Origin of the sequence: Azotosporobacter soli, from assembly GCF_030542965.1 — a bacterium.
Lineage (GTDB): Bacteria > Bacillota > Negativicutes > SG130 > SG130 > Azotosporobacter > Azotosporobacter soli.
The window spans coordinates 75804-98887 of the sequence record NZ_JAUAOA010000011.1 but is presented as its reverse complement, the minus strand read 5'-3'; the positions used below and the strand labels follow the sequence as shown (position 1 = coordinate 98887).

General features: G+C 54.1%; 19 protein-coding genes and 1 tRNA gene. All 20 read right to left on the bottom strand.

Annotation, left to right across the window (positions count from 1 at the left end; all coding sequences use genetic code 11):
- Positions 1 to 41 precede the first annotated feature (41 nt).
- Positions 42 to 512, bottom strand: a complete 471-nt coding sequence (gene tnpA / locus QTL79_RS11275) for an IS200/IS605 family transposase (protein WP_346353254.1) — start codon at positions 510 to 512, stop codon at positions 42 to 44.
- 200 nt (positions 513 to 712) lie between these two features.
- A complete protein-coding gene (locus QTL79_RS11270) occupies positions 713 to 2491 on the bottom strand; it encodes a M3 family oligoendopeptidase (protein ID WP_346355070.1) in 1779 nt (592 codons plus the stop codon).
- A gap of 124 nt (positions 2492 to 2615) precedes the next feature.
- Positions 2616 to 3989 carry a C4-dicarboxylate transporter DcuC gene (dcuC, locus tag QTL79_RS11265; protein WP_346355069.1) on the bottom strand — a complete coding sequence of 458 codons (1374 nt, stop codon included), beginning with the start codon at positions 3987 to 3989 and terminating at the stop codon, positions 2616 to 2618.
- Between the two features lie 226 nt (positions 3990 to 4215).
- Positions 4216 to 6336, bottom strand: a complete 2121-nt coding sequence (locus QTL79_RS11260) for an amino acid permease (protein WP_346355068.1) — start codon at positions 6334 to 6336, stop codon at positions 4216 to 4218.
- A 272-nt stretch (positions 6337 to 6608) separates the two neighbouring features.
- Entirely contained in the window at positions 6609 to 7313 is a 705-nt protein-coding gene (locus QTL79_RS11255; RefSeq protein ID WP_346355067.1) for a hypothetical protein, read from the bottom strand.
- Between the two features lie 31 nt (positions 7314 to 7344).
- A complete protein-coding gene (locus tag QTL79_RS11250) occupies positions 7345 to 7794 on the bottom strand; it encodes a hypothetical protein (protein ID WP_346355066.1) in 450 nt (149 codons plus the stop codon).
- Positions 7795 to 7957: 163 nt separating this feature from the next.
- Positions 7958 to 8602, bottom strand: coding sequence for a deoxyribose-phosphate aldolase (gene deoC, locus QTL79_RS11245; protein WP_346355065.1), 645 nt, complete (start codon positions 8600 to 8602; stop codon positions 7958 to 7960).
- Between the two features lie 88 nt (positions 8603 to 8690).
- Positions 8691 to 10277, bottom strand: coding sequence for a putative polysaccharide biosynthesis protein (locus tag QTL79_RS11240; protein ID WP_346355064.1), 1587 nt, complete (start codon positions 10275 to 10277; stop codon positions 8691 to 8693).
- Entirely contained in the window at positions 10274 to 10888 is a 615-nt protein-coding gene (locus QTL79_RS11235; protein WP_346355063.1) for a DedA family protein, read from the bottom strand. Before QTL79_RS11235 ends, QTL79_RS11240 begins: the two co-directional genes overlap by 4 nt.
- Before the next feature lie 277 nt (positions 10889 to 11165).
- Entirely contained in the window at positions 11166 to 12455 is a 1290-nt protein-coding gene (locus tag QTL79_RS11230; RefSeq protein ID WP_346355062.1) for an ammonia-forming cytochrome c nitrite reductase subunit c552, read from the bottom strand.
- On the bottom strand, positions 12448 to 12927 hold the full coding sequence (locus QTL79_RS11225; protein WP_346355061.1) for a cytochrome c3 family protein: 480 nt from the start codon (positions 12925 to 12927) through the stop codon (positions 12448 to 12450). Before QTL79_RS11225 ends, QTL79_RS11230 begins: the two co-directional genes overlap by 8 nt.
- Before the next feature lie 43 nt (positions 12928 to 12970).
- The gene (gene ccsB, locus QTL79_RS11220) at positions 12971 to 13780 is read right to left on the bottom strand and encodes a c-type cytochrome biogenesis protein CcsB (RefSeq protein ID WP_346355060.1); all 810 of its coding nucleotides are present in this window, start codon (positions 13778 to 13780) and stop codon (positions 12971 to 12973) included.
- A 23-nt stretch (positions 13781 to 13803) separates the two neighbouring features.
- A complete protein-coding gene (locus QTL79_RS11215; protein WP_346355059.1) occupies positions 13804 to 15084 on the bottom strand; it encodes a cytochrome c biogenesis ResB family protein in 1281 nt (426 codons plus the stop codon).
- Positions 15085 to 15298: 214 nt separating this feature from the next.
- On the bottom strand, positions 15299 to 16930 hold the full coding sequence (gene hcp, locus QTL79_RS11210; protein WP_346355058.1) for a hydroxylamine reductase: 1632 nt from the start codon (positions 16928 to 16930) through the stop codon (positions 15299 to 15301).
- Positions 16931 to 17102: 172 nt separating this feature from the next.
- Positions 17103 to 17178 (bottom strand) — tRNA-Thr (locus QTL79_RS11205).
- Between the two features lie 88 nt (positions 17179 to 17266).
- A complete protein-coding gene (locus tag QTL79_RS11200) occupies positions 17267 to 18535 on the bottom strand; it encodes an HD-GYP domain-containing protein (RefSeq protein ID WP_346355057.1) in 1269 nt (422 codons plus the stop codon).
- A 25-nt stretch (positions 18536 to 18560) separates the two neighbouring features.
- Complete coding sequence (gene citG, locus QTL79_RS11195; protein ID WP_346355056.1) at positions 18561 to 19937, bottom strand: triphosphoribosyl-dephospho-CoA synthase CitG; 1377 nt, start codon at positions 19935 to 19937, stop codon at positions 18561 to 18563.
- 105 nt (positions 19938 to 20042) lie between these two features.
- Entirely contained in the window at positions 20043 to 20771 is a 729-nt protein-coding gene (locus tag QTL79_RS11190; RefSeq protein ID WP_346355055.1) for a nuclease-related domain-containing protein, read from the bottom strand.
- Between the two features lie 110 nt (positions 20772 to 20881).
- Positions 20882 to 21631, bottom strand: coding sequence for a pseudouridine synthase (locus QTL79_RS11185; protein ID WP_346355054.1), 750 nt, complete (start codon positions 21629 to 21631; stop codon positions 20882 to 20884).
- A 2-nt stretch (positions 21632 to 21633) separates the two neighbouring features.
- The gene (locus QTL79_RS11180; RefSeq protein WP_346355053.1) at positions 21634 to 22974 is read right to left on the bottom strand and encodes an RsmB/NOP family class I SAM-dependent RNA methyltransferase; all 1341 of its coding nucleotides are present in this window, start codon (positions 22972 to 22974) and stop codon (positions 21634 to 21636) included.
- Between the last annotated feature and the right edge of the window lie 110 nt (positions 22975 to 23084).

Genomic DNA, 23084 nt, shown 5'->3' with positions numbered 1-23084 from the left:
CGCCAACCGCATAGCCTTTTCAGTCTACCCCTAAAGGGGTCTTATTTCGACTTTTTTGCTGGCTCACCCGTGAACGGGTCAACTAGCTCTTTCAAAGTAAGTTGCTCGGCGATCACATCGTCTTTTAACTGATTTTTGATATACTCTTCAATTGCTTTTTTATTTCGACCTACTGTATCTACATAGTATCCTTTACACCAAAACTGTCGATTGCCATATCGATATTTCAAGTTCGCATGCCTATCAAATATCATTAATGAACTCTTTCCTTTTAGATACCCCACAAAACTTGACACGCTTATTTTCGGCGGTATGCTTACCAACATGTGAACGTGATCCGGGCAAGCACTTGCTTCTATAATTTCAACACCTTTATGTTCGCATAGCTTTCTCAGTATAACTCCGATATCACTTTTTATTTTCCCATATATGATTTGTCTTCTGTATTTCGGTGCGAAAACTATATGGTATTTGCATTTCCATTTTGTGTGTGCTAAACTGCTGTTATCCATTTTGGATACTCCTCCTTTGTTAGTTTATGCGGTCGGCAAACCTGCATTTATTCTAGCAAAGGAGGCTTTTCTTTTCTACTTATAGCTATAAGCTTTCCGGAACCACACGCCTAGCGCGTGGTTTTCTTTATACAATAAAATGTCGTCTATGGTGCCATGGCACATAGACGACATTTTATTTTCCCCTCAGCTCGTTGCTTTTATCGTCCGCCGGCCTTTGCCGCCAGCCCGATAAACGTTTCGATCTGATCCGTCACCTCCGCCAAAGATTCGCGCCAAAAAGCCGGGGTTCGGATGTCGATGCCGGCCAGCGCGGCAACCTCTTCGAGACTGTCTTTCCCGGTCGCGGCAAGCAGATTGTCGTACTCTGCGACAAAGGCTGCGCCTTTTTTACGGTAAATCGCATACAACCCCTTGGCAAAGAGCAAGCCGAACGCATAGGGAAAGTTGTAGAAATTAGTGCCGGCCGAATAATAATGCGGCTTATTCAGCCACATATAGGGATGCAGCTTTTCCTGATCCAAGCCGTCGCCATAGGCTTCTTGCTGCGCTTTTAGCATGATGCTGCACAGTTCATCCGCCCCCAGCGCCCCGTTTTCGCGGCGACGGAACAGCTCTGACTCAAAAAGATAGCGACTATAAATGTCGACAATGACCTGCCCGGCGTCACTGATATCGTTCTCCAACATCACAAAGCGTTCTTCCTCTGAAGCGTTGCACAAGACCGCGTCTTTGACTACCGTCTCGCAGAATATCGATGCGGTTTCCGCAATCGGCATTGTATACCGCGTATTCAAATACGGCTGCTTAAAGAGACAGGCTGCATGATAGGCATGCCCGAGTTCATGCGCGATCGTCGTCAGATGGCTAAAGCTGCCGGAAAAATTACAGAGAATCCGGCTCTGCGCAATGCGATGGACGCTATGGCAAAACGCGCCGCCCCGCTTGCCTCTGCGCGGTTCGACGTCGATCCAACGCTGTTCGAACGCATTGCGGGCCACAGCTTCCAGTCCGGGACTGAAACGCCGGAAGCTTTCCAAAATCGTAGCCTTCGCTGCCGTATAACTGTATTGCTTATCCAGTACGCCAACCGGCGCAAAGAGATCGTAAAAAGGCAGGCCGCCAGAGTAGCCGAACAAAGCCGCCTTCGCGCGATAAAAACGCCTGAACTGCGGCAACGCTTCCTTTAGTGCAGTCAGCATCGCCGTCAGCGTTCCTTCCTCCATGCGCGCTTCCTTGACCGTCCGCGCAAGCGGCGACGCGTAACCGCGCGCCTTGGCCAGCGTGATCACTTCGCCTTTGATGCCGTTTAGGCAGGCCGCGCCGCTGTCCTTTATCGTTTCATACGCCAGCAACTCCGCATCGTATGCCGCCTCACGGATCTTGGCATCGCCGGAAAAGGCAAGATTGCGCACCTCGGAGAGCGGACGCTTCACCACCCCTTCCGCCTCTTTCATTTCCACCTGCAGCGTAGCGGTCAGCTGGCCGTGCAGCTGACTCCAGGCGCTCGACGCGGTGAGGCGCAGCCGCGCATAGAGCAGTTCCTCCGCTTCGCTGAGCAGATGCTCTACGTAACTGACGCTTTCTTGCAGAAAGAAAAGATGCTCTTTCAGCAGCGCCGACTGCTCCGCCAACAAAGTCAATTCACCCTGTTTCGCCAGCCAGCGGGCAAAACGCACCTCCACCGCCGCCAGCTCCGCCGTTTCTTTCGCGACCGTCTCCATACGCGCCAGCGCGACGCTGTTCGTCGTGTCCGCGCTGTAGGTCAGGCTGGCATAGCCGTACAAGCGGCCCGCCAGAGAACGGATTTCATTTTGCGCGGCGATGTATTCTTCTGCCGCACGAACGGCGTCCTCTCCGCCGTTCCAACCCTTTAAACTTTCGACCGCCTGACGCAGCAATGCAAAATCCGCCTGATAGTCCGGCGTTTCAAAACCATCGTACAGCGCGGTCAGATCCCAGCATAACTCTTTGTCCATTTCATACCTCCGTAATCGAATGCTCTTACCTAGAAGCTTCCCGAAAAAACGTCCGCTTCCTGCTTTTTGTTTTTTGCCGAAAAAAACCGCTGCCGTTTTTCCAAGTACGGCAGCGGTTTTTATTTTAGTGATAGAAAAGGAGAAGCGTCACTGCGAGATTGACGATGATCGCGAAGACGATCGGAATGCAGGTGCGCTTCGCCAGCGCGACCGGCGATACGCCCGCTGCACCGCTGACGACCATCATCACCGCTGCGATCGGCGAAAGCGAACGCGCCAGGTTGGAGACAAAGTTCATCGGCAGCAGCATCAATACCGGATGAATGCCGGACAGCGCCGCCACTTTCGGCGCAAGCGGCGCGAACGCGAAGAACGGCGCATTGCCCGACCCCATCACCAGCGTCGATGCGATGATGATCGCGACGACGACGAAGATCATACCGACGCCGCCGAAACCGGCGTTTTGCGCACCGTTGATCAGCGTATCGATCGCGCCGAGCGACATCAGTCCTTTCGCGAACGTTTCGCCCGCGACGACGAGCGTTACGACCGCCGCCATCTGCAAGCCCATCCCGTCAAAGAAGCTCTGCAAATCTTTGCAGACTTTCTTTCCGTCGCGACTTCGGATAAATTCAAACAGCATCGCAACAGCCAGACCTAAGAACGTAGCAAGATTGATATCCATCTTGATGCTTTTGTAAAGCTGTCCGAAAATCAAAATCAAAAAGAGCGGGATCGTCGGTAGCAGCGCATAAAAGGCCGGCACTTTGATCTCCGGCTTCTGTTTGCTTTCATCGACGTTCACCGTAGCACTTTCTCCGATATGCGCCTCTTTGGCGTCCATCCACTGCTGCACGAAGAAATGTCCGATCGCGAGCGCCGCTACCGTGCAAAGTCCGACCGGCACCTGATAATCAAAGAAGTAAGGGATAATGTCCATGCCCGAAAGTTCCGCAGCAAAGATATTGTCCGAGGCCGCCGGCCCCCACCCCGGCGCAGACGCGGTGGCAATGACCGCGGCCGCAGCCAGTCGACTTACGCCCAGACTTACCATGACCGGGAACATCGTGACCATCAGCAACAGCCCAAAGCCTGACGCACTGCTGATGAACATCGCCAGGACGTTGGTCAGCATCGACGTCAGCGCCAATACCAAGTACGGACGTCCGACTTTTTGCAGCGGCTTGACCGCGGTCTTGACCAACGCCGTGCTGGCGCCGATTGTTTCCATATAGCGAGAAAATCCGCCGACCACCATGATGATCAGGCCGAGCGAGGCGGCGCGGCTGCTGAACGTCTGCTTGATAAATTCAAACGTATCCAGCCAAACCAGTCCTGTACTTTGCTTTGCAGGCAACAGCGCCCCCATGTTCAACGCCAGCGCGATGTACATCATCGCCAGACCGCCGATAAAGAGCACCGCCTGTGGTTGATACCGCTTTAAAACATAACGTGCGACGATCACCACTACGATAGCCGCAATTCCCAGTCCCAACATTGTCTCTCCCCCATTGTCTAATTATTGTAAACATACTGATTTATTATAGCAAGCTTTCTTATGTTTTTCCAGACGGTACATTGTTTATTTTTTTGCGTTATTTTCTCTTCCCATTTTGCAATTCTAACTTTCTCTCTTTTCGCAGCTTTTTTTCTTTCATATTGTAAAGAAAAAAAGGCCTTGCAAAGATATTTCCTTCTTTGCAAGGCCTTTTGTTTTTTCTCGACTAACTATGTTGATTCTCGCCAAACCACTTTTCATACAAGGCTTCGAGCTCGCCATTCTTCTTCATCTCCGCAATGACCTTGTTAAACTTTTCGCCCATTGCTTTGTTCTTGGCGGAAAACGCGATCGCATACTCTTCCCGGTTGATGTTTTGCATCGTAACCGGCTTTTCGATCATCTTTTTCGCCACGAAATGTTCGAGGATCAGCTTGTCGAAGACGATCGCGTCCACCCAGCCCTGATTGAACGCTTTGATCATGTCTTTGTTTGATTGGAAGACCTGCACCTTGGCCGTATTGCCGATGCTGCGCGCAAACGTTTCACTGGTCGAACCGCCCGGCACGGCGATGGTCTTGCCGCTCAGATCCGCCGTATCGCCCCGTCTGGTCAAAAGAGCCAACCCGCCGGTTTCAATGTACGGCTTAGTAAACGTCACATTTTTCTGTCGTTCCGGCGTGACCGAGAGCGAGCAGACTGCAGCATCTACCGCACCATTGTTAACCGCTTCAAAAATCGATTCCAGCGCAACCGCTTCGTAGCGAACCTTGACGCCGGATTTTTCCGCGACGATATTCATCAGTTCGATATCAAAGCCCGTCAGTTTCGCATGCTGATCCTCATAGGTAAACGGCTCGAATGCCGGTACGACCGCCACATGGATTTCCTGTCGGTTGTCAAACACATGCACCGACAGCGTCAAAAGGCCGATGATCAACAGCGATGCCAGGCCCATGATATATTTGGTCTTGAAGTTCGGCCACCAGCCGATGCCGTGCTCCGAACGCCGCAGATAATAATAGACCGGCAAGCCTGCCAACGTCAGCGCGATCGAAATGATGCCGTTTAAGAACTGATTGCTCAGCATGCCGTAAATGACGTACAGCGCACCGCCAATCGCGATCAATGGAACGAGAGGATAAAGCGGCACCTTGTAAGTACGCACCATGTCCGCATATTTTTTGCGTGCGATGAATATTCCGATGAACGCCAAGAGATAAAAAAGCCAGATCGAGAACATCGCAATATCGGACAGTTTATCCGCATCAAGCAGGCGGTAGTAAAAATAAGAGCTGACGACCAGCATCACGATCGCATTGACCGGCGAATTGCTGTCCTGGTCGATCTTGCTTAAGACAGAAGCGCCGAAGATCTGGCCACGCTGCCCCATGATGTAAATATTGCGCGACAGCGTCATGATATAGCCGTTTAAGCCGCCCAGGATCGAAATCATGATGCCGACTGCGATCAGATTTCCGCCGACCAGGCCGAACATTTTTTGCGCGGCAATCGACGAGGCATCATGACCGAGCGCCACCATTTCACTGACCGGAAACATCTTGAACATCGCCACATTGATGCTGATATAGACAACAATCAAAAATGCGACGCCGCCGATGATCGCCTTCGGCAGAATCTTGCTCGGATTTTTAATTTCTCCAGCCACCGAAGCAACCTGCGCCCAGCCGTCATAAGCAAATAAGGTCGCCAAGATCGCGACCGAAAACGGAGCCGCCGTGTTGATTGCGCCGCCGCTCGCGCTGAAGAGCGCTACCTGACCGCTGCCTTTGAAAAGACCGAAGACTGTCAGCATGATGATCGGAATCAACTTGCAGAAAGTCGCCAGCGTTTGCAGATAGCCCGCTTCTTTTACGCCGACCGAATTGACGATCGCGATAAACGCTAACGCCGCCGCGCCGACTACGCCGCTATAGGCGTCGGGAATATTGAAGAGCAAACAGAAGACCGAGCTGAAATAGCCGGTCAGCGCACCGATCAGAGCCGGTCCGAAAATTACGCTGAGCATCCAGCCGTAAAGAAAAGAGACGCGCGGACCATACAATTTTTCTAAATAAACAAAAATGCCGCCGGTTTGCGGAAATAGGACGCCGAGTTCGCAAAGCGTCAGACCGCCCGCGATAGAAAACAGGCCGCCGATCGCCCAGGCGGCCAGCGCCAGATTAAAATCACCGGCCGCCGCCAATACGGCCGGCGGTTTCATGAAAGCCCCCGCCCCCAGTACCATCCCGACAACCAACGATAATGCCGAAACCAGTCCGAGATCGGCACGCAAGCCTTCTTGCTTTCCTTCTTCCGGCTGCGAATTTTCGTTTTCTTTCATCATAGAATCTCCTCTCTTTCTCTCTCTGCTTCTCTTTAAACGCAAGATTCGTGCCACTCTGAATTTTCTTTATTTTGCACTCTTTTCTGTCACCTTTGGCAACATCTCATTCCAAGAAGCGGAATTTATTCTTTCCAAACGGAAACTTTCACTGCCATGTCCATTCCGTTCAGCCACCTTTTTTATTATACGCCTTTTCATTGTAAAAGTGTTTCAAATGAAAAAGTAAGGATGCTCTCCGTCCTTACCTGAGAGCATCCTTACATATGGCTTTTTTATTTGTTTTTCGCCAGAGCGGCCGCTGTCGCTTGTCCGCTCGTTTCGGCCTGCGCAGCGCCCGTTACCTGCGCCGCCTGGCTGGCCCCCCACTCGTCCAGCCCTTTCAAGGTCGCTTCCTGCGTTTGCTTGCAAAGTTCCGGCAATTCACCGCCCCAGGATTTTTCGGCCGCTTTGTAGCCGTCTTCGATCGCGGTCCGCAGCAGCGCGATCTTGGACGGATCGCCGCCGGACAACGCCTTGGCAAACTCGATTGCCCGCTCGGAGGTCTGCTTCACGCCCCAAAAACCGTCTGCGGCAATATCCTGCTGCGCCTTGCTGCGCGTCTCATCGTCCACTTTCAAATTGCTGAAAAACTCTTTCAGCTTGCCATCGTACTTACTCATGATCTGGTCGTAGCTGAGTCCCGCCGCCTCACCGCTTTTGACCTGCTGCATCGAAATCAGCTTTTCCACCGCGCTTCGCAGCGAACCCAGCTTTTCTTCCACCGCTTTGTTGATCTCGTCTAGTTTTGCCGTATCCTTGGTGTAGGTCTGCACCGCACTGAGCGGCTGGGCTGACTTTTCAAAGACTGTCGCTTCACCAATTGCGCTGTCCGTCCCTGCGCGCTCACTCGCGGCGTTCGTCGTATTGTTTTTTACGACCTTCGCAGCCGCATCGTTCGTACGGTTCTGCGTCGCAGGCGGTATCGCTTGAATCGCCATAAAAACCCCTCCTTCGCCACATCCTCTTATCTTATTTATCGTCATTTATCCAATAAAGGATAACATCTTTCCCGCTGATCCCTTCTTCTGCATACCCTGTTTCGCTCGAATTCTTTTTACATGCCGACTGGAGCGACGCACTCATTTGCTTACAGGCAAGAAAAGACTGGCAATCAGTAAAAGGCGCATTGGCCAGGCGGCATGTCCGCTCCTCTTCCTGGCGTTTGGCATCAGGCGTCTTCGCTTTTGACGCGGACGTCGCTTCAAACGCCGCTTCTTCCGCCAGCGGCTTGCAAACGAGCAGTACTTTGAAGCCCGCTCCGGTGACCAGATAGGTATAAGAATAACGTTCATCTTTTTCGATCACATATTTCACTCTGGCTTCCTGCCTATGCGTGTCCGGTTTCAGCTTTGTCAATCCTTTGACTTTCAGCTTCGCCTTTTGCCGCAAGCTAATCTTTGCCGTGAGCAACTCATCCATGACCCGTCCCCCATCCGCTTTCGCCTGATTCGCCCCTCTTCTATAACATCGTCGCGGCAATGCAATTATTTAAGTTTTTTCAGCAAGAAACTGCGTAAAAATAAGGAGCCGTCTTAAAAAAAGGTCTGAAAACCTCCTCTAAGACGGCTCGCCGCAGCGTTCCTTATTCTTCTTTGCAGATTGCGACGCTCGCACTCGCGCCGACCCGGCTGGCTCCGGCCTCTACCATCTTATCGAAATCCGCCCGGCTGCGAATACCGCCCGACGCTTTCACGCCGATCTTCGGGCCGACCGTCCTGCGCATCAGCGCAATGTCTTCGATTGTAGCACCGCCGCTGGAAAATCCGGTCGAAGTCTTGACGAAATCCGCACCGGCTTTGACCGCCAGACGGCAGGCCGTGACTTTTTCCTCTTCAGTCAGCAGACAGGTCTCAATGATCACCTTGACCAGCGCTTTGCCCTGCGCCGCATCCACCACCGCGCGGATGTCCGACTCAACTGCCTCGAGATCGCCTGCTTTCAGGCTGCCGATCGAGATGACCATATCAACTTCCGTCGCGCCGTTCTCAATCGCATCTTTCGTCTCAAACGCCTTGACCGCCGACGCGCTCGCGCCAAGCGGGAAGCCGATCACGGTACAGACGCCGCTTTGCGTTCCCTTCAGCGCCTTGGCTGCAAGGGGAACCCAGCGCGGATTGACGCAGACCGAGGCGAAACCGTACTGCTTCGCTTCCTGCAAGACCTGCTCCACTTCCGCCTGCGTCGCGTTCGCCTTTAAAATCGTATGATCGATCAATTTCGCTCGCATATAAATCTCCTTTTCGCTTGAAGAATAGATTCCTTATATCCTCTGTAGTGTATCACGCGCGCACGCATTCGTAAACTCAACCTCGCCGCTACACCCGACGCAGTCTTTGGCCGAGCAGCGGAATCCGCTCCAGGTCGCGTCGTTTGAGGCCGCCGCAAAGCAGCATCACGACAAGGTATACAACGCCGCCAAGCAGCGCCGTCAGCGCGATGACGCCCGCTTCGCTGCCGAGCAGCGCCAATAAAACGCCATAAGACAGCTGCATGCACGACCCCATCACGGCTGCCGCAAGCAGATTTCTGCCCAAATCCGCGGCATCGAGGAAGAAACCGGTATGGCGGTAGATAAAATATAAGTTCAGCAGTGCGGCGATTCCGATATCGGCCAGCGTCGCTAGCGCCGCGCCGCTGATGCCAAGTACAGGCAGCGCGGTCAGCGTCCAGTTGAGACCAAGTTTGACAAGCGCCGCTAATCCCATATTGATCACCGGAATCGACGTCCGCCCCAGCCCCTGCAGCACGCCGGTGCTAACCTGATGCATGCCGAGCAGAAACACGCTGGCCGCCAGAACCTGCGTAACCTCGGCCGCACCAGGCGCATGATAGACGACGCTTAAGACCGGCTTCGCCAAAACCCAAAGCATTACGCCGAAAGGAATCGTCGCCAGATTTGCCAGGCGCATCGCGCCTGCCGTGCGATAATAAACGTCCCGCAAATCTCCCAGTGCATAAACGCGCGCGATCGCCGGCACAAGACTCGTCGCCAACGCCGCGGTCAGAATTGTCGCCAGATTGACCAGCGGTATCGCCATCCCGGTCAGATAACCGAAGAGTTCGGTCGCGCGTTCGACGCTGAAGCCCGCACTCTCAAGACGCAACGGCACGACCGCCAGATCCAGATTGGCGACCAGCGGCAGCATGATGCTCGACAGCGAGACCGGCAGCGCAAGTTCGGCGATCCGCCGCAGGATCGAGCGCCTTCGTTCCCGCCCGCCCTGCAGCGCCTCGGCCTGCACCATTTTCTTCGTACGGCGGCGCAGCCGCAAATAATAAAAGACCAGCACGACCAGCGCAGCAGCAGCGCCCACTCCGGCCCCAAGACTCGCACCGCCCGCAGCCGCAGCCAGCCCTTTCGGCAACAGCCAGCTCGCGAACAGCAGCATCGCAGCGACGCGGAACAATTGCTCGACGATCTGCGAGACAGCCGTCGGCGTCATGCTCTGCCAGCCCTGCAGATAACCGCGAAAACTGGAGAGCAGCGTCACGATAAACACCGCTGGCGACAGCGCGATCAGCGAATAGTAGACGCGCGGATCACGAATGATTCTTGCTCCGATCAGCCAGTCCGCGCCAAAATAAAGGAGCACGCTCAAAACAGCTCCTGTCAGGAAAAGCAGCGCGAACGACAGCTTGAAAACCCGTTCCGCACCCCGATAATCGCCAAGCGCGACTTTTTCCGCCGTGATGATCGAGATTGCGACCGGAATGCCGGCCGAAGAAAGGCTGAGTGCCAGCAGATAGAGCGGAAACGCCATCTGATAGATGCCGATGCCTTCGCCGCCCAAAACGCGCGACAGGAAGATCCAGTTCAGACTGCCGATCGCCTTGACCACGATGCCCGCCGCCGTCAAAATCAGCGTCCCTTTAAAGAAAGTCTTTGCCGTCCCTTCGCTCATCGTAAGCCTTGCCCCTGTTTCAGTTTCATGGCCTGCCGCCGCCAAACGAGCGCGCCAAGCAGCGCTGCGCCGATTAACGCTGCTGCCGCACCATGCCCCATCGTCTGGATTGTCCGCCAGTTCTCACCGAACAGCACCCCTGCATAAATCAGCGCGACCGTCCAGGGCAACGAACCGAGCAGCGTATAGAGCACAAACCTGCCGAACGGCACTCCGGCAAGGCCGGCGGGCAGCGAAATAAACGTGCGCACGATCGGCAGCAAACGGGCAAAAAACACCGCTTTCAATCCATAACGGTCAAACCAGCGCTGCGCCGTTTCGAGATGCGCTTGCGAGAGAAAAACATAGCGGCCGTATTTGTCGAGCAAAGGGCGACCGCCATAACGTCCCGCCAGATAAGAAAGCAGTGAACCTAGAAGCCCGCCCGCCACACCGGCCGCAACGGACGCGCCGAAATCAAGCTGCCCCAAAAAGACAAGATAACCGGCAAAACCAAAGATCAATTCACTCGGTACCGGCAGGCAGGCGCTCTCCATCGCCATGCCGACGACGATCGCCGCATAACCCCAGTTTTGAATACACGCAATGACCACTTCATAAAACGCTTCCATCGTTCAAATCCATCCCCAGTCCGTTATCGAAATCATTCCCATCATACCACAGCCCGGCACGCTGGCGTCATTATAATCGCATTAAAAATGCATCGCAGTAGATGCCCCGGCGAAACAAGCGAAGTAAAACGAGGCTTCGCTTTAACAATCAAGTTTTCTTTTCCATCGCTCCCTTTGCTTACTTGTCGTTCGATATAAATTAAAAGCAGGCCCTGCGCAAAACGCACGACCTGCTGCTGTAAAACCACTGTTTTCTCAACACATCTTAGCTTGTTTGCTACAAGCCGCCTCGCCCGGCAGCCTGATTCGCCTTTTCCATCGCTTTATAGGATAAGTCGAGAGCCTGACCTAAGACGCGTTGCGCCTGAACCGGACTGTGGAAGCCCATGCTGTTAGCCGCGGCTACATAATCCCAATCCCACTGCGCCTGCCGCACCAGTTCTCGCGCGGCTGCAAGCTCCGCTTCGTTCACGCCCTGTTGCGTCGCTGCTTTGGCAATCGTCTCGTGCGCCCGCTCAATATTTTTGCCAGCGCTGCGCTGCATAACAAAGACCGAGTCTTGAATTCCCTTGACCTGATTCAGCGCCCACGCTTCATCCTGCTTATGACAAGTCAGGCAAGAGGAGCGAATGGCCTGCAACGGGCTCGTCATGTGATGTGACGTATATTTTTGCCCATTGCTGCGCATATACGGCATATGGCAGTCCGCGCAAGAGACGCCGGACTGGCCATGCACTCCGGTCGACCATTCTTCATAATCCGGATGCTGGGCTTTCAGCATCGGCGCTTTTGATGTCGCGTGAACCCAGTCTTTCTCAAAACCATTTGGCTTCGTGCTGTAAAGCGAATAGATCTCATCTGCGCTCAGGCCATTATCCCACGGAAAGACCACTCGATTGCTTCCAGGCTCAAAATAGTATTCCGCGTGGCATTGCGCACAGACATATGTTCGCATGTCCTGCCTGCTGGCTTTATAAAGATCCACGCCCTTGCGCTGCATCGCTTCAATGAAGGCAGGTTGCGTCACTTTAAGATCCATGCTTTCATTGTCATGACAATTAGCGCAGCTGACAGGGTGCTTGGCTTCATCAATCAGTTGCAATAACGGCGTTTTCGTAAATCCCCAGCCTTGCTCAGCATACAGTTTTTCTACATACGGAGTTTTGCAGGCGATGCAAGAACCAACGGTCGCCGGCGTCACCCGAGCCGATTCCTTTTGATCCTGCAAAGCATAGGGATGTCCCCGATCTTCCCGATAATCTTTGCTGAAAGGCATCCCTGCGAAATTCGCCTTCAGTTCCGGTTGCATATCCCATTTTTGCACATTGATGCTGCCGCCGTATCCCGTAGGAGACGCTTTCATTTCCTTGTTTTTCTCATAGCTGGCATACTGCAAAGGATACGCTTTGCCCCAGACGGCCGGATCGTATTCGCCTTTAGGAATTTTAGCCGCTGCCACCGTAGCGGAAGCCGGCGGCATAATCCAAACCCGCATCGCTACGACCAAGCCAAAGACCATCATCAGGAATCCCAGAACACCAATGAGTATCTTTTGCCCCCTATTCAAGACCCACGCCTCCTTTCTTTTCTGCCGAACGGCGTTCATCGTGCACCAGATCGCGATGGCAGGAAGTGCAGTCTCCCCCCGCGGACAAGTGCGTGTTGGCGGTTGAACCGCTGTGACAGCGCAGACAATTGTCATTCACAACCTGTTTTGCGTTGCCGCTGACCAAAATCGGTTCCGGATAATCCCGCAACGTTTCGTGATACGTGTGACGCATGCCGTTGCTCGCTTTAGCGGTCATTTTCACAACGATGTTTTGCTGCGGCAAATGACAGTCCCCGCAGCTGATTCCCCGATGCGTCGATTCCTTAAACGTCGTATAGACCTCCTGCATGGAATGACAGCTACCGCAAAACTGCGGCTTATCGGCATAGGCCATCGAACCGGCCATCACGGTCAACGCGACCACCGCCAGCAAGGCTCCGAACAGCATATACACCAGAACAACTTTCTTTTTCAGCGGGCTCTCGTCCATCTCAAAACCTCCTTTCACACTACGAAAAAGCCTGCTTAGCCCCTCAATTTAAAGCGTAACTGTGAAGGCCGGACAACAAAAGATTGACGCCGATAAAGGTAAAAACCACTGCTAAAAACCCGCCCAAAGCCCAGTTCACAGCTTTTCTTCCCCGCCAGCCGCGGCTGAGACGGCCATGCAGGTATACCGCATAAATGATCCAGGTCACCAGCGACCACGTTTCTTTAGGATCCCAGCGCCAATAGGTACCCCAAGCATATTCCGCCCAAATGGAACCGGTAATGATAAGAAGCGTCAGAAACGGCATCGCCGCGACAATCGATTGATGCATCATCGACTCCAACCGTTCTAGCGAAGGCAATGTCGTTGTTCCTTGCAAGCCTTGACGCCAATAAAACATCAGCCCTAGTGCAAAGGATACAGCCAGAAACCCGTAAGCCACTACCGCCGTCAGCACATGTGCAATGAGCCAATTGCTTTTCAGCGCCGGCATCAAGGGTCTGGCTTCCTGATAATACAATGCAAAAAAACCGCTGAACAAAAAAGCCACCGGCATGATGAATGCTCCAAAAGCCTGTTCTTTCTGCCGCCATTCGATAAATAGGTGAAGCAAACCCAAGCACAAAACAAAAAGGATGCCAAATTCATACATATTGGCAAACGGAGCACGCCCCGCGCCATACGTACGCACCACAGCCGATGCGGCTGTCGCCGTAACCGCCAGAACCGACAGAGCCGTCGCCACTTTTCCTAAGAACGTTATTTTCCAGACCAGACGCAGCAAATAACACGACGCCGCCAAAAAATAAAGGAAAAAGGCTCCCGCAAACAATGCGCCTTCATAGGCTGCCATCGGACCACCTCCTGTTTTGCTCCTTAGATCGCTTTCTGCTCTTTTTCTCTGCGTTCACGGATGCGTCTACAAAATTCTTCCTCTTCGACTTTACTTAGTCCGCCTATCGCTAAGCGTCCTTGCGCATCAACAGCACAGGAGAAATACCGTGTTCTTCCGTACAGTCCCGCAAAAAAACCGAACACCAGGAAAAAGAAGCCCGCAAAAACAATCGGCAGCCCCGGATCCAGCTTAATCTGGAACCCGGAAAAAGGAATCACGCGGATAAAGGTTACGCTACCGCCGCCCGGCAATTTCACTTCTTGCCCCAGTGCTGCAGCGCCCCAATCGCTCTGTCGCCCGTTTTCATAGACTACATAGAGAAAATGAGGGTTTTTCGCTTCCGTCGAACGACTGATCATCGGCCGTAGCGGATCAAAATCGGGTATATATCGCATAACCTGCACCGCAACCTGACTGCTTGCATCCACCACCCAGACTTGCCGCTCCGTTAATCGCTGCCTCATTCCCGTTCCCAAGCGGGCATCAATTCCCTGTCCATAGAAAGACTGATATAAACGCAGACCATCGAGATCGAGCGGCTCGTTCACCTTCACAAGCTTTCTCGCTAATTCTCGCCCTTCCTTGCGAACCACTACATCACTAATCCAATCCGATACCTGACCGTTCTCATAATACTCCGTGCAAAAATCCAGCAGTTCTATTTCCAGACCCTTCGCGGCGCCCCAGGTTTCATCAAGCAGTCGTCGCTCGCCAACCGGCACCGACAGCTCTCCTTGCATGCCGGTCAAGCTGCCATAAAGACCGCCTGCGGTAATCAGCAACACCGACAGATGTGCCAGAAACGTCCCCCACGCCGCCCAACGCCGACGATACGCCAGCCAGACCAGCTGCCCTTCTGTTTCTTCTCTCTTCTTCCATGCAAAGCCATCCTCTTGCAACACGCTTTCCACGCTATAAAGCGCTTCTTCGCGCAAAGGTAGCATCACCCTTGGCAAACTTTCCCTCAGAGACGGCCACGGTTCTTGCAGCCTTGTGCGCCGCCACAACACCGGAAACTGACGCACCATACAACTCAGTACGTTCAGACTCAGCAAGCCCAACAAAGCGCGGAACCACCACGCATGATAAAGATCACCCAAACCGACAGTTTGATATAACAGCTTCGCCAACGGTGAAGCGGAGGACATGGCTCGTTCTTGAGGAATCAAGGTCCCTAAAACCGCAAGAGCCGCTATCAGCAGCAAGAGGACAATTCCCGTATTCATCGAAGTGAATGTTTGCCAAAACGTTTTTTGCTTCATTGCCTCACCTCGAAAATTTATTCGTTTTTAAAATATTCTACTAATTTTTGTCAATTCCTTTATGCGTATAAAAATAGCAACCTAAGGGCTAGCCGATTTTTAGCAGAACTGCGCAAAAATGAAAGGACGGTTTGCCCTTTAATTACAAAGAGACTGCCACAGAACAGCTTTGCACCTGTTTTACGACAGTCTCTCCCGTTATTAACTTGGCTGATTATGCGTTCAGGAACAAATCGATATCGTCTTGTGGCGCGCCGATTCCGGCAATGCCGAAAGTTTCAACCAGCACTTTGGCAACGTTTGGCGATAAGAATCCCGGCAACGTCGGACCGAGATGGATGTTTTTCACGCCGAGATAAAGCAGCGCCAGCAGCACGATGACCGCCTTTTGCTCATACCAGGCGATGTTGTAGGAAATCGGCAACTTATTCACGTCGTCGACGCCAAAAACCTCTTTCAGTTTCAGTGCGATGACCGCCAGCGAATAGGAGTCGTTGCATTGCCCGGCATCCAAGACGCGCGGAATGCCGCCGATTGTACCAAGCCCGAGCTTATTATAGCGGTATTTGGCGCAACCTGCGGTCAGGATTACCGTGTCCGGCGGCAATTTCGCGGCAAACTCGCTGTAGTATTCGCGCGATTTCATCCGGCCGTCACAGCCGGCCATCACGAAGAAGCGACGAATCGCGCCCGATTTCACTGCCGCTACGACCTGATCCGCCAGCGCGAAGACCTGTTCATGCGCGAAGCCGCCAACAATTTTCCCTGTTTCAATTTCCTGCGGCGGCTGTTTGCTTTTCGCCATCGCAATCAGCGCCGAAAAATCTTTCTTTCCGTCGGCCCCGGCAACAATGTGCGTACAGCTTGGATAACCGGCGGCGCCTGTCGTGAAGATGCGCGAAGCGACTTCTTCGCTTCGAGGCGGCACGATGCAGTTGGTCGTAAAGAGGATCGGGCCGTTGAACGGTTCGAATTCTCCGACCTGTTTCCACCAGGAATTGCCGTAATTGCCGACAAGATTGTCATATTTTTTAAAGAACGGATAGTAATGCGCCGGCAGCATCTCGCTGTGCGTATATACGTCGACACCGCTATCGCGCGTTTGTTCAAGCAGCTGTTCCAAGTCGGTCAGATCGTGCCCTGAAATCAGAATCGCGGGACGGCCGCGCACGCCAAGATTTACTTCCGTAATTTGCGGGTTGCCGTATTTCGAGGTGTTGGCTTCATCCAATAGAGCCATCGCCTTTACGCCATGCTCGCCGGTTTTCAACACCAACGCCACCAACTCGTCCTTCGTTAGTGCATTATTCAGCGTCGCCGCAAGCGTCTCATACATGAATTGGTATAACCCAACGTCTTCTTTGCCAATATTGAACGCATGATGCGTATAGGCAGCCATGCCTTTAAGACCGTAAATAATCATTTCACGCAGCGAACGCAGATCTTCGTCTGGCGTCGATAGCACGCCGATGTTGGCAGCTTTCTGCAGCATTTCCTCGCGCGTCGCCAATGTGAACTTGGCAGCGTCATGCGCCGCTGGCAGCGCGGTGCTCGCTTGCAATTCATTGCGTAATTTCAACAGATGAAGGATTTCATTTTCCAACGCCAAAGCGTCAAAATTGGCATTTGTAATGGTCATGAACAAGCCATTAAGCAACGCATGATTTACCGGTTTCAGTTCGCGGACATTCACCTTTCCGTTGACGACGAGTGCAGAAATCCCTTTCAATGTGTAAATCACCAAGTCTTGCAGTTTGGCAACTTCTTCCGTTTTGCCGCAAACCCCTTTGATTTCGCAGCCTGTTCCCTTCGCGGTTTCCTGACATTGGTAACAAAACATGCTCATGTGTTTCTCGCTCCTTCCGTTTTCTGGAATGCGCCTTTCTTTCCTATTTTCGCCAGCCCGAAAGAAATTTCCTTTTTTTACAAAAAAATTGCATTCTCCTGTGTACGCAACCTACTTCGCTACAGACAAAGAAAAAAGCCTCCAGGATAATTCCCGGAGGCCTTGATAACACTGGAGCCGATAGCAGGATTCGAACCTGTGACCTGCTCATTACGAATGAGCTGCTCTACCAGCTGAGCTATATCGGCATGTTACATAACTGATTTTACCTTACTACTTTGCCGATGTCAATAATGCAGGAAAATTTCTTCTCTGCCGTCAATGACGAACGGGCTTTCAGGACGGCATTGCTCCATTCTTGCCTTCGTTTTCCGCATCGCCGTTCTCCCATTTGTGCATGCCTGCGCAGGCTTCGCGGTAATGCTGGAAGAGGAGTTTCACCAGACCGTCGTCCAGTTTATTCTTCGCCGCCCGTTCCTGCATGATCTCTTCCACCTGATGCCGCGTCAGGAGTTTCGGACGATACGGGCGCGGTTCGGTCAGCGCGACGAAGACGTCCGCGACCGCGACGATCCTTGAGCCGAGACGCAGCTGCTCGCCCGGCACCCGGAACGGATACCCTTCGCCGTCGAGCGTTTCATGATGATAAGCCGCCCACTGGCTAATCAAAGGAAAGTCGTCCAGTTCGGAAAGGATGCGATAGGTATAATAGGTGTGCTGACGCATGATCGTCTGTTCTTCCGGCGCGAGCTTGCCTTCCTTTTCCAGCACATGCGCCGGAATGGATAGCTTGCCCAGGTCGTGCAGCAGGCCTGCGATCCGCATCGCCGTGACTTCCATCTGACAGAAGCCCTTTTTCTCCGCCAGCAGCGCCGCGACCTGCGAGACGAAACGTGAATGGCGCGCCGTGAACTGGCTGGCCTGGTCAATCAGCGTCGCGAAGATCTCCGCGATATCGAGGATCTCAGCGAGCTGCAGATGCATATGCCCTTCCATGCGCAGACTGAAGAAACGATCATAGTATTGATAGTTGATGAGATCGAGCCAGAAGCTTTCTTTCTCAGCGATCTGAAGGAGTACGGCGACGACTGCCGGGTCGAGTTCTTTGCCCGCTTCGCTCGCCAGCGTCTTTAGGATCGGTCTTTGCTGCAGCAGCACATGTTCTCTTTTTTCTTCGGCCAACAAGGTCTCCATCCGATTCGCCGCGTGAATGATGCGCGCAGCCAGCGGGATCGCTTTACCGGCCGGCTCCGCCGCGCCCATGCCGTCCCAGCGGGCATGATGGTAACGGATCGGCAGCGCCAAGCGCCCCAGTGCGCGCGAATCTTTCAAAAGACGGTATCCGGCTTCGGCATGCTGCGCCGCACCCTCAAACGCACCGTCTCCGACGAATTCTTCGTCCCAGTGCGCGGCCGCGCCGATGTCATGCAGCAAAGAAGCATGCAGCACCAGCTGCCTTTCACTGTCTTCGATCGGCAGTTCTTCGGCGATCCGGCTGGCGATCATTGCGGTGCGCCAATGGTGGCGCGCGCTGCCGTCATGCGATAACTCGAGCGATAACGATAAGGCGCGGAACAGTTTTAACGGATGGATGTTGTACAGCACGGACAACGCCTCCTTGTTGCAACCTTTACTCTTCTTCGCTTATGGAAACTCGATGGACGAACCAGGTCGCCGCGAGCAGATCCGCCGCGCCTCCGGGACTGACCCGGCGCGCGATGAACAGTTCGTCAAGCTGCCTTACCAACTCTCTGCCATGCGCAGTGCCCATTCCGCCGGCGGCCAGCACCTGCTTCGCCTGCTGGCAGACCCAGCCGCGCATCATCTCCGGTTGGTGTCGGTTGATCACGGTCGTATCTTCGACGCAGGTCATCAGAGCCAGTAGCGCCTGGATCAGCGCATCATTGAGCGGCATTCCCGCCGCCAGCGCACGGCGCAAGGTCGGCAAGCCTTCCTGTGCAACCGCAGGCAGACCGCGCGCCGCTTCGCCGCGCACGCCGGTAATGCCGTGTTTCAGATAGAGACGTTCCCCCGCCGTCAAGTCTTCCCCTGCTTTTTCCGCCAATGCCTCCAGTTCGCGTTCCACGATGCCGGCCACGATAGCAGACAGCGTCTTGAACAGTTCTTCCGCTTTGATTTCGGACTGGCGCTGCTTTAGATACCCGGTCGCGGCGGCCAGAAGGCCTAAGAGGAAGAGTACGCCCTTTTGCGTGTTGATGCCGCCGGTGGCGCTGAACATCGCCTTTTCTCCGGCTTTGCCGATCTGGCGCAGCACAGGCAAAAGACGCGGCAGCTCACCGCTGTGGTTCAAACCGGCCTGCGCGCAGCGCGCAATCGCGGTGCCGATCGCGGCCGAGCTTGCCATGAACGTGTAAAAGTCCATGTCTTCATGCGCGCCGCTATTGACGCGATCGACCAACCCCGGCGCCGGCGTCGATGCCGCTTCATAGAGCATGGCCTCGAGCGCCAGTGCGCCGATCCCTTCCGCTTCCGGCCCGATCGACGAAGCTTCCCATGCCGCGAAAGCCGCCAACCGTTCGTCAACGGCGGCCAGCAGTTCAGTCGCGCTATGCTTTCCTTCCCTGCGGCAGACCACCTGATTGCCGCCGCAGATAAAACAGGAACGCTTGCCGGCACGTCCGTCGCGGCTCAGCGCTTCGCCGCCTTCCGTCCAGACATCGATATCGAGCAGGCGGCCGAAAGAATTTTCTTCTTCCAGCGCCATCGCATGCGCCTTCACTTCTTCGGCCGGCCAGTCAAAGAGGAGATATCCTTCCGGCCCGGTAACCTCGTTGTAGCGCCGCACTTCGCGCACCGGCATTTGCGCTGCCAGCCGGTTTACCGCATAATCGCACAGACGGCGAAAGAGCAGGCCGTCCTTGACCGCTCCCGGAATGTTGAGCGTCACGGCCGCAAGCGGCAGCGCGTGCTCGCGCCTTAGTTCACTTTGCCGCTGCAAGCGCCGATCCCTGGCAGCCAGCATATCTTCCAAACTCACCTGTTTCATCTTCGTCCTCCTCAGAGCAAAATGTATAAAATGGCATGAACGGGGCCATGTTGCCGCGATTCATGCCATTTACCGACCTGCTATGCCGCTTCGATATAAGGATCTTCAGTCCTTTACCTGATTCAGGATTTCAACGACTTTGCTGACCAGATTCTTATTCAGATATTGGCGGTTGTTATGCGTCAGGATGTGTTGATTCAGGCGCTTCGTCGGATGCAGCACCGGCGTGCCTGTCTGATTGCTGTTGATATGCACGTTGACGGCTTCATTGGTAAAAAGCACGATCCCGTCAACCCAGACATTGATGCCGTTTTCTTTGAACAGCTTGGAAAGCTTGTAGACCTGCCCGCGCACCTGCTTGATCGGGTTCGGCATTTCTTTGGAATAACGTCCGCCGCCTCGGCCGATCTTATGTTGCGTCCAGATCGCCGCCTCGCCGTCGCCGACGATCTTACCGTTATGGTTCTTAACCTCAACGACATAGACGCCTTTGATGCCGACGATGATCAAATCCGCTTCCTGGCAATAATTCTGATAGCAGATTTTCAGATTAGTAAAGACATGGTAGTCATCCGGCAGATTCAGCGCATGCGCCAGACCGACCGTCTCGCCGCGCGCGCCGAAACGAAAGATGATGCCGCGCCGGACATAATAGCCGGAGCCGAGCAAAGCCGCCATGATCGGCAGTAAGAAGTACCAGCTTGTCACGACCATCCGTTCAATAAACAGCATGTAGAAGAAGACTACGACCAAAACCAGACAGCCGACGCCCGCCGCCAGATTCCGATTTGCCTTCCCCATTAGGGTATTGGTTCCGCGATGAATTTGAGCCATTGATTCACTCCCGCTTCTACAATTAATCTCCGTTTTCAAAAGGCCTGCCTGCGCAGCAAGAAAAAACGGTTTGACACTGGTATTATTCGGCTTTGCCGCTTAAAAAACCTCTAGTTTTCTCGCCTCGCTTTAAAATTTTGCAGCCCCGCCAATTCCGCTTCGCTTAGTTCCCGGTACTCGCCGAGCGCCAATGCCGGATCGAGTTCCAAATCACCCATTCGAATCCGCTTCAAATATGTGACGCTTTTGCCGACTGCGGCAAACATCCGCTTCACCTGATGGAATTTCCCTTCATAAATCGTCAGCCTGATTTCAGATTCGGAACCGGCCGAGAGAATTTCCAGCTGCGCCGGCAATGTCTTATAGCCGTCGTCCAGCTCAACTCCAGCCGCAAACTGCTTGCCGTCGGCTTCGCTCACTTCGCCTGCCACGCGAGCAAAGTACGTCTTCGGCACATGTTTCTTCGGCGAGAGAAGACGATGCGCCAACTGCCCGTCATTGGTCAAAAGCAGCAAGCCTTCCGTATCCTTATCGAGACGACCGACCGGAAACGGTTCGAACGCCGCATATTCCGGTTCGAGCAAATCAATAATGACCTTGTCATTACGATCCTCGGTTGCCGAGAGCACTCCCTGCGGCTTGTTCATCAGTAGATAGATGAATTCGCGGTAGCGCACCGCTTCGCCGTTCACCAGCAGCTCGTCGACTGCCGCGTCGATGATCATATCCGATTTAGTTGCTGGTGTCCCGTTGACCAGCACGCAGCCGCTGCGCACCAATTGCTTCACTTCTTTGCGGCTGCCGATGCCGATATGCGCCAGCGCCTTATCCAAACGTAATTTTTCCGCTTTTTCTTTCATTTTTATGCCTCCTCACTGTCTTGCCACCGCCAACCCGGCGGATATTCATTCTTTAACCAGGTTCCATCGCCCTTCGCCCAGCCGAGCGCATGCCCCTGCCAGGTCACGAGATGCCAGCCGCGCTCGCCGGTCATCAGCGTCTCCCCTTTCAGATAACGAATCGCCTGTCCTTTATCCGCAAGCGGATACTTGCGCGCCGTTTCTGTTCCTGCCGCAGTCAGTCCGAGCGCCAACGCCTGCGACGGTTTGAAGCGGCCGCGCGGCAAGGTTCCGAGCAGCCAGCCGGAGCGCTGCACCGCCAGCCCTTTTAAGAGGGGCAGGTCGTGATGTTCCCAGATCAGATGCTCGTCGCGCTCCACCAATACGCCGCCAGCCGGCAGCCAGTTCTGCCAGGCATTCTCATCACCGCAAAGATCCTGGCAAAAACCGACCAGCGCTTTCGCTGCAGTTGCGGAAACTTTCACCAGACGCTCCGGTAAGGCAACCACTGACGTCAGATCGCCCGCTTTTCGCAAACGACAAACGAAATGACCTTCGCCCCGCTCGCACTGCGGCCAGATGCGCCGTTCTTCGTCAAGCGTCAGTTCCGGGTAGTCCGCAAGCAATGCCGCGATCTGTTCCTCGTCTTCGCGCCGGTTAAACGTGCAGGTCGAATAGACCAGCGTGCCGCCCGGGCGTAGCATGCGCAGCGCCTGTTCGAGAATCGTGCGCTGCAGCCGGACATAACCGGCCACGCTCTCCTCGCTCCATTCTTTGGCCATGTCCGGTTCTTTGCGAAACATGCCTTCGCCGGAACAGGGCGCATCGACCAGGATACGGTCGAAAAAGCCTGGGAAAACCTGAGCCAGTCGCTCGGGCTGCTCGCGCAGCACCAAGATATTCGCGACGCCGCAGCGTTCGAGGTTGCGCAGCAGCACCTTGGCGCGCTGCGAGTTCGGTTCGTTCGCGACGAGCAGGCCGCTGTTTCGCATTTTACCGCCGAGCTGCACCGCTTTGCCGCCCGGCGCCGCGCAAAGATCGAGCACGCGCTCGCCCGGCAGCGGCGCAAGCCATTCGCCCGGCAGCATTGCACTCGGTTCCTGTATGTAATAGCAGCCGGCAAAATAATCGATTTCTTTGGCCGGACGGACTTCGCCTTCCGGATAATAAAAACCGTCTGGGCACCATTTTACGACTTCCGTCAGATACGGCAGCCGCGCCGCCAATTCCTGCGGCGTATTTTTCAGGCGGTTAGTCCTAAGACCCACGGCCCGCTTTTCCTGATAAGAAGCCACGAACGCCGCCAAATCCTCTTCTTTGAGCGATCGACTGAGTTCCTGGATGAGTTCCTTCGGCAATAGCATGGTCTTCCTCCTTTGCCTCGCATATCCTCCATCTTATCAGATTCCTGTCGATACAGCCAGACTTCGATTGTTCGCGCGTCAAGAAAAACTGCACTCTGTTCCTCTGCATA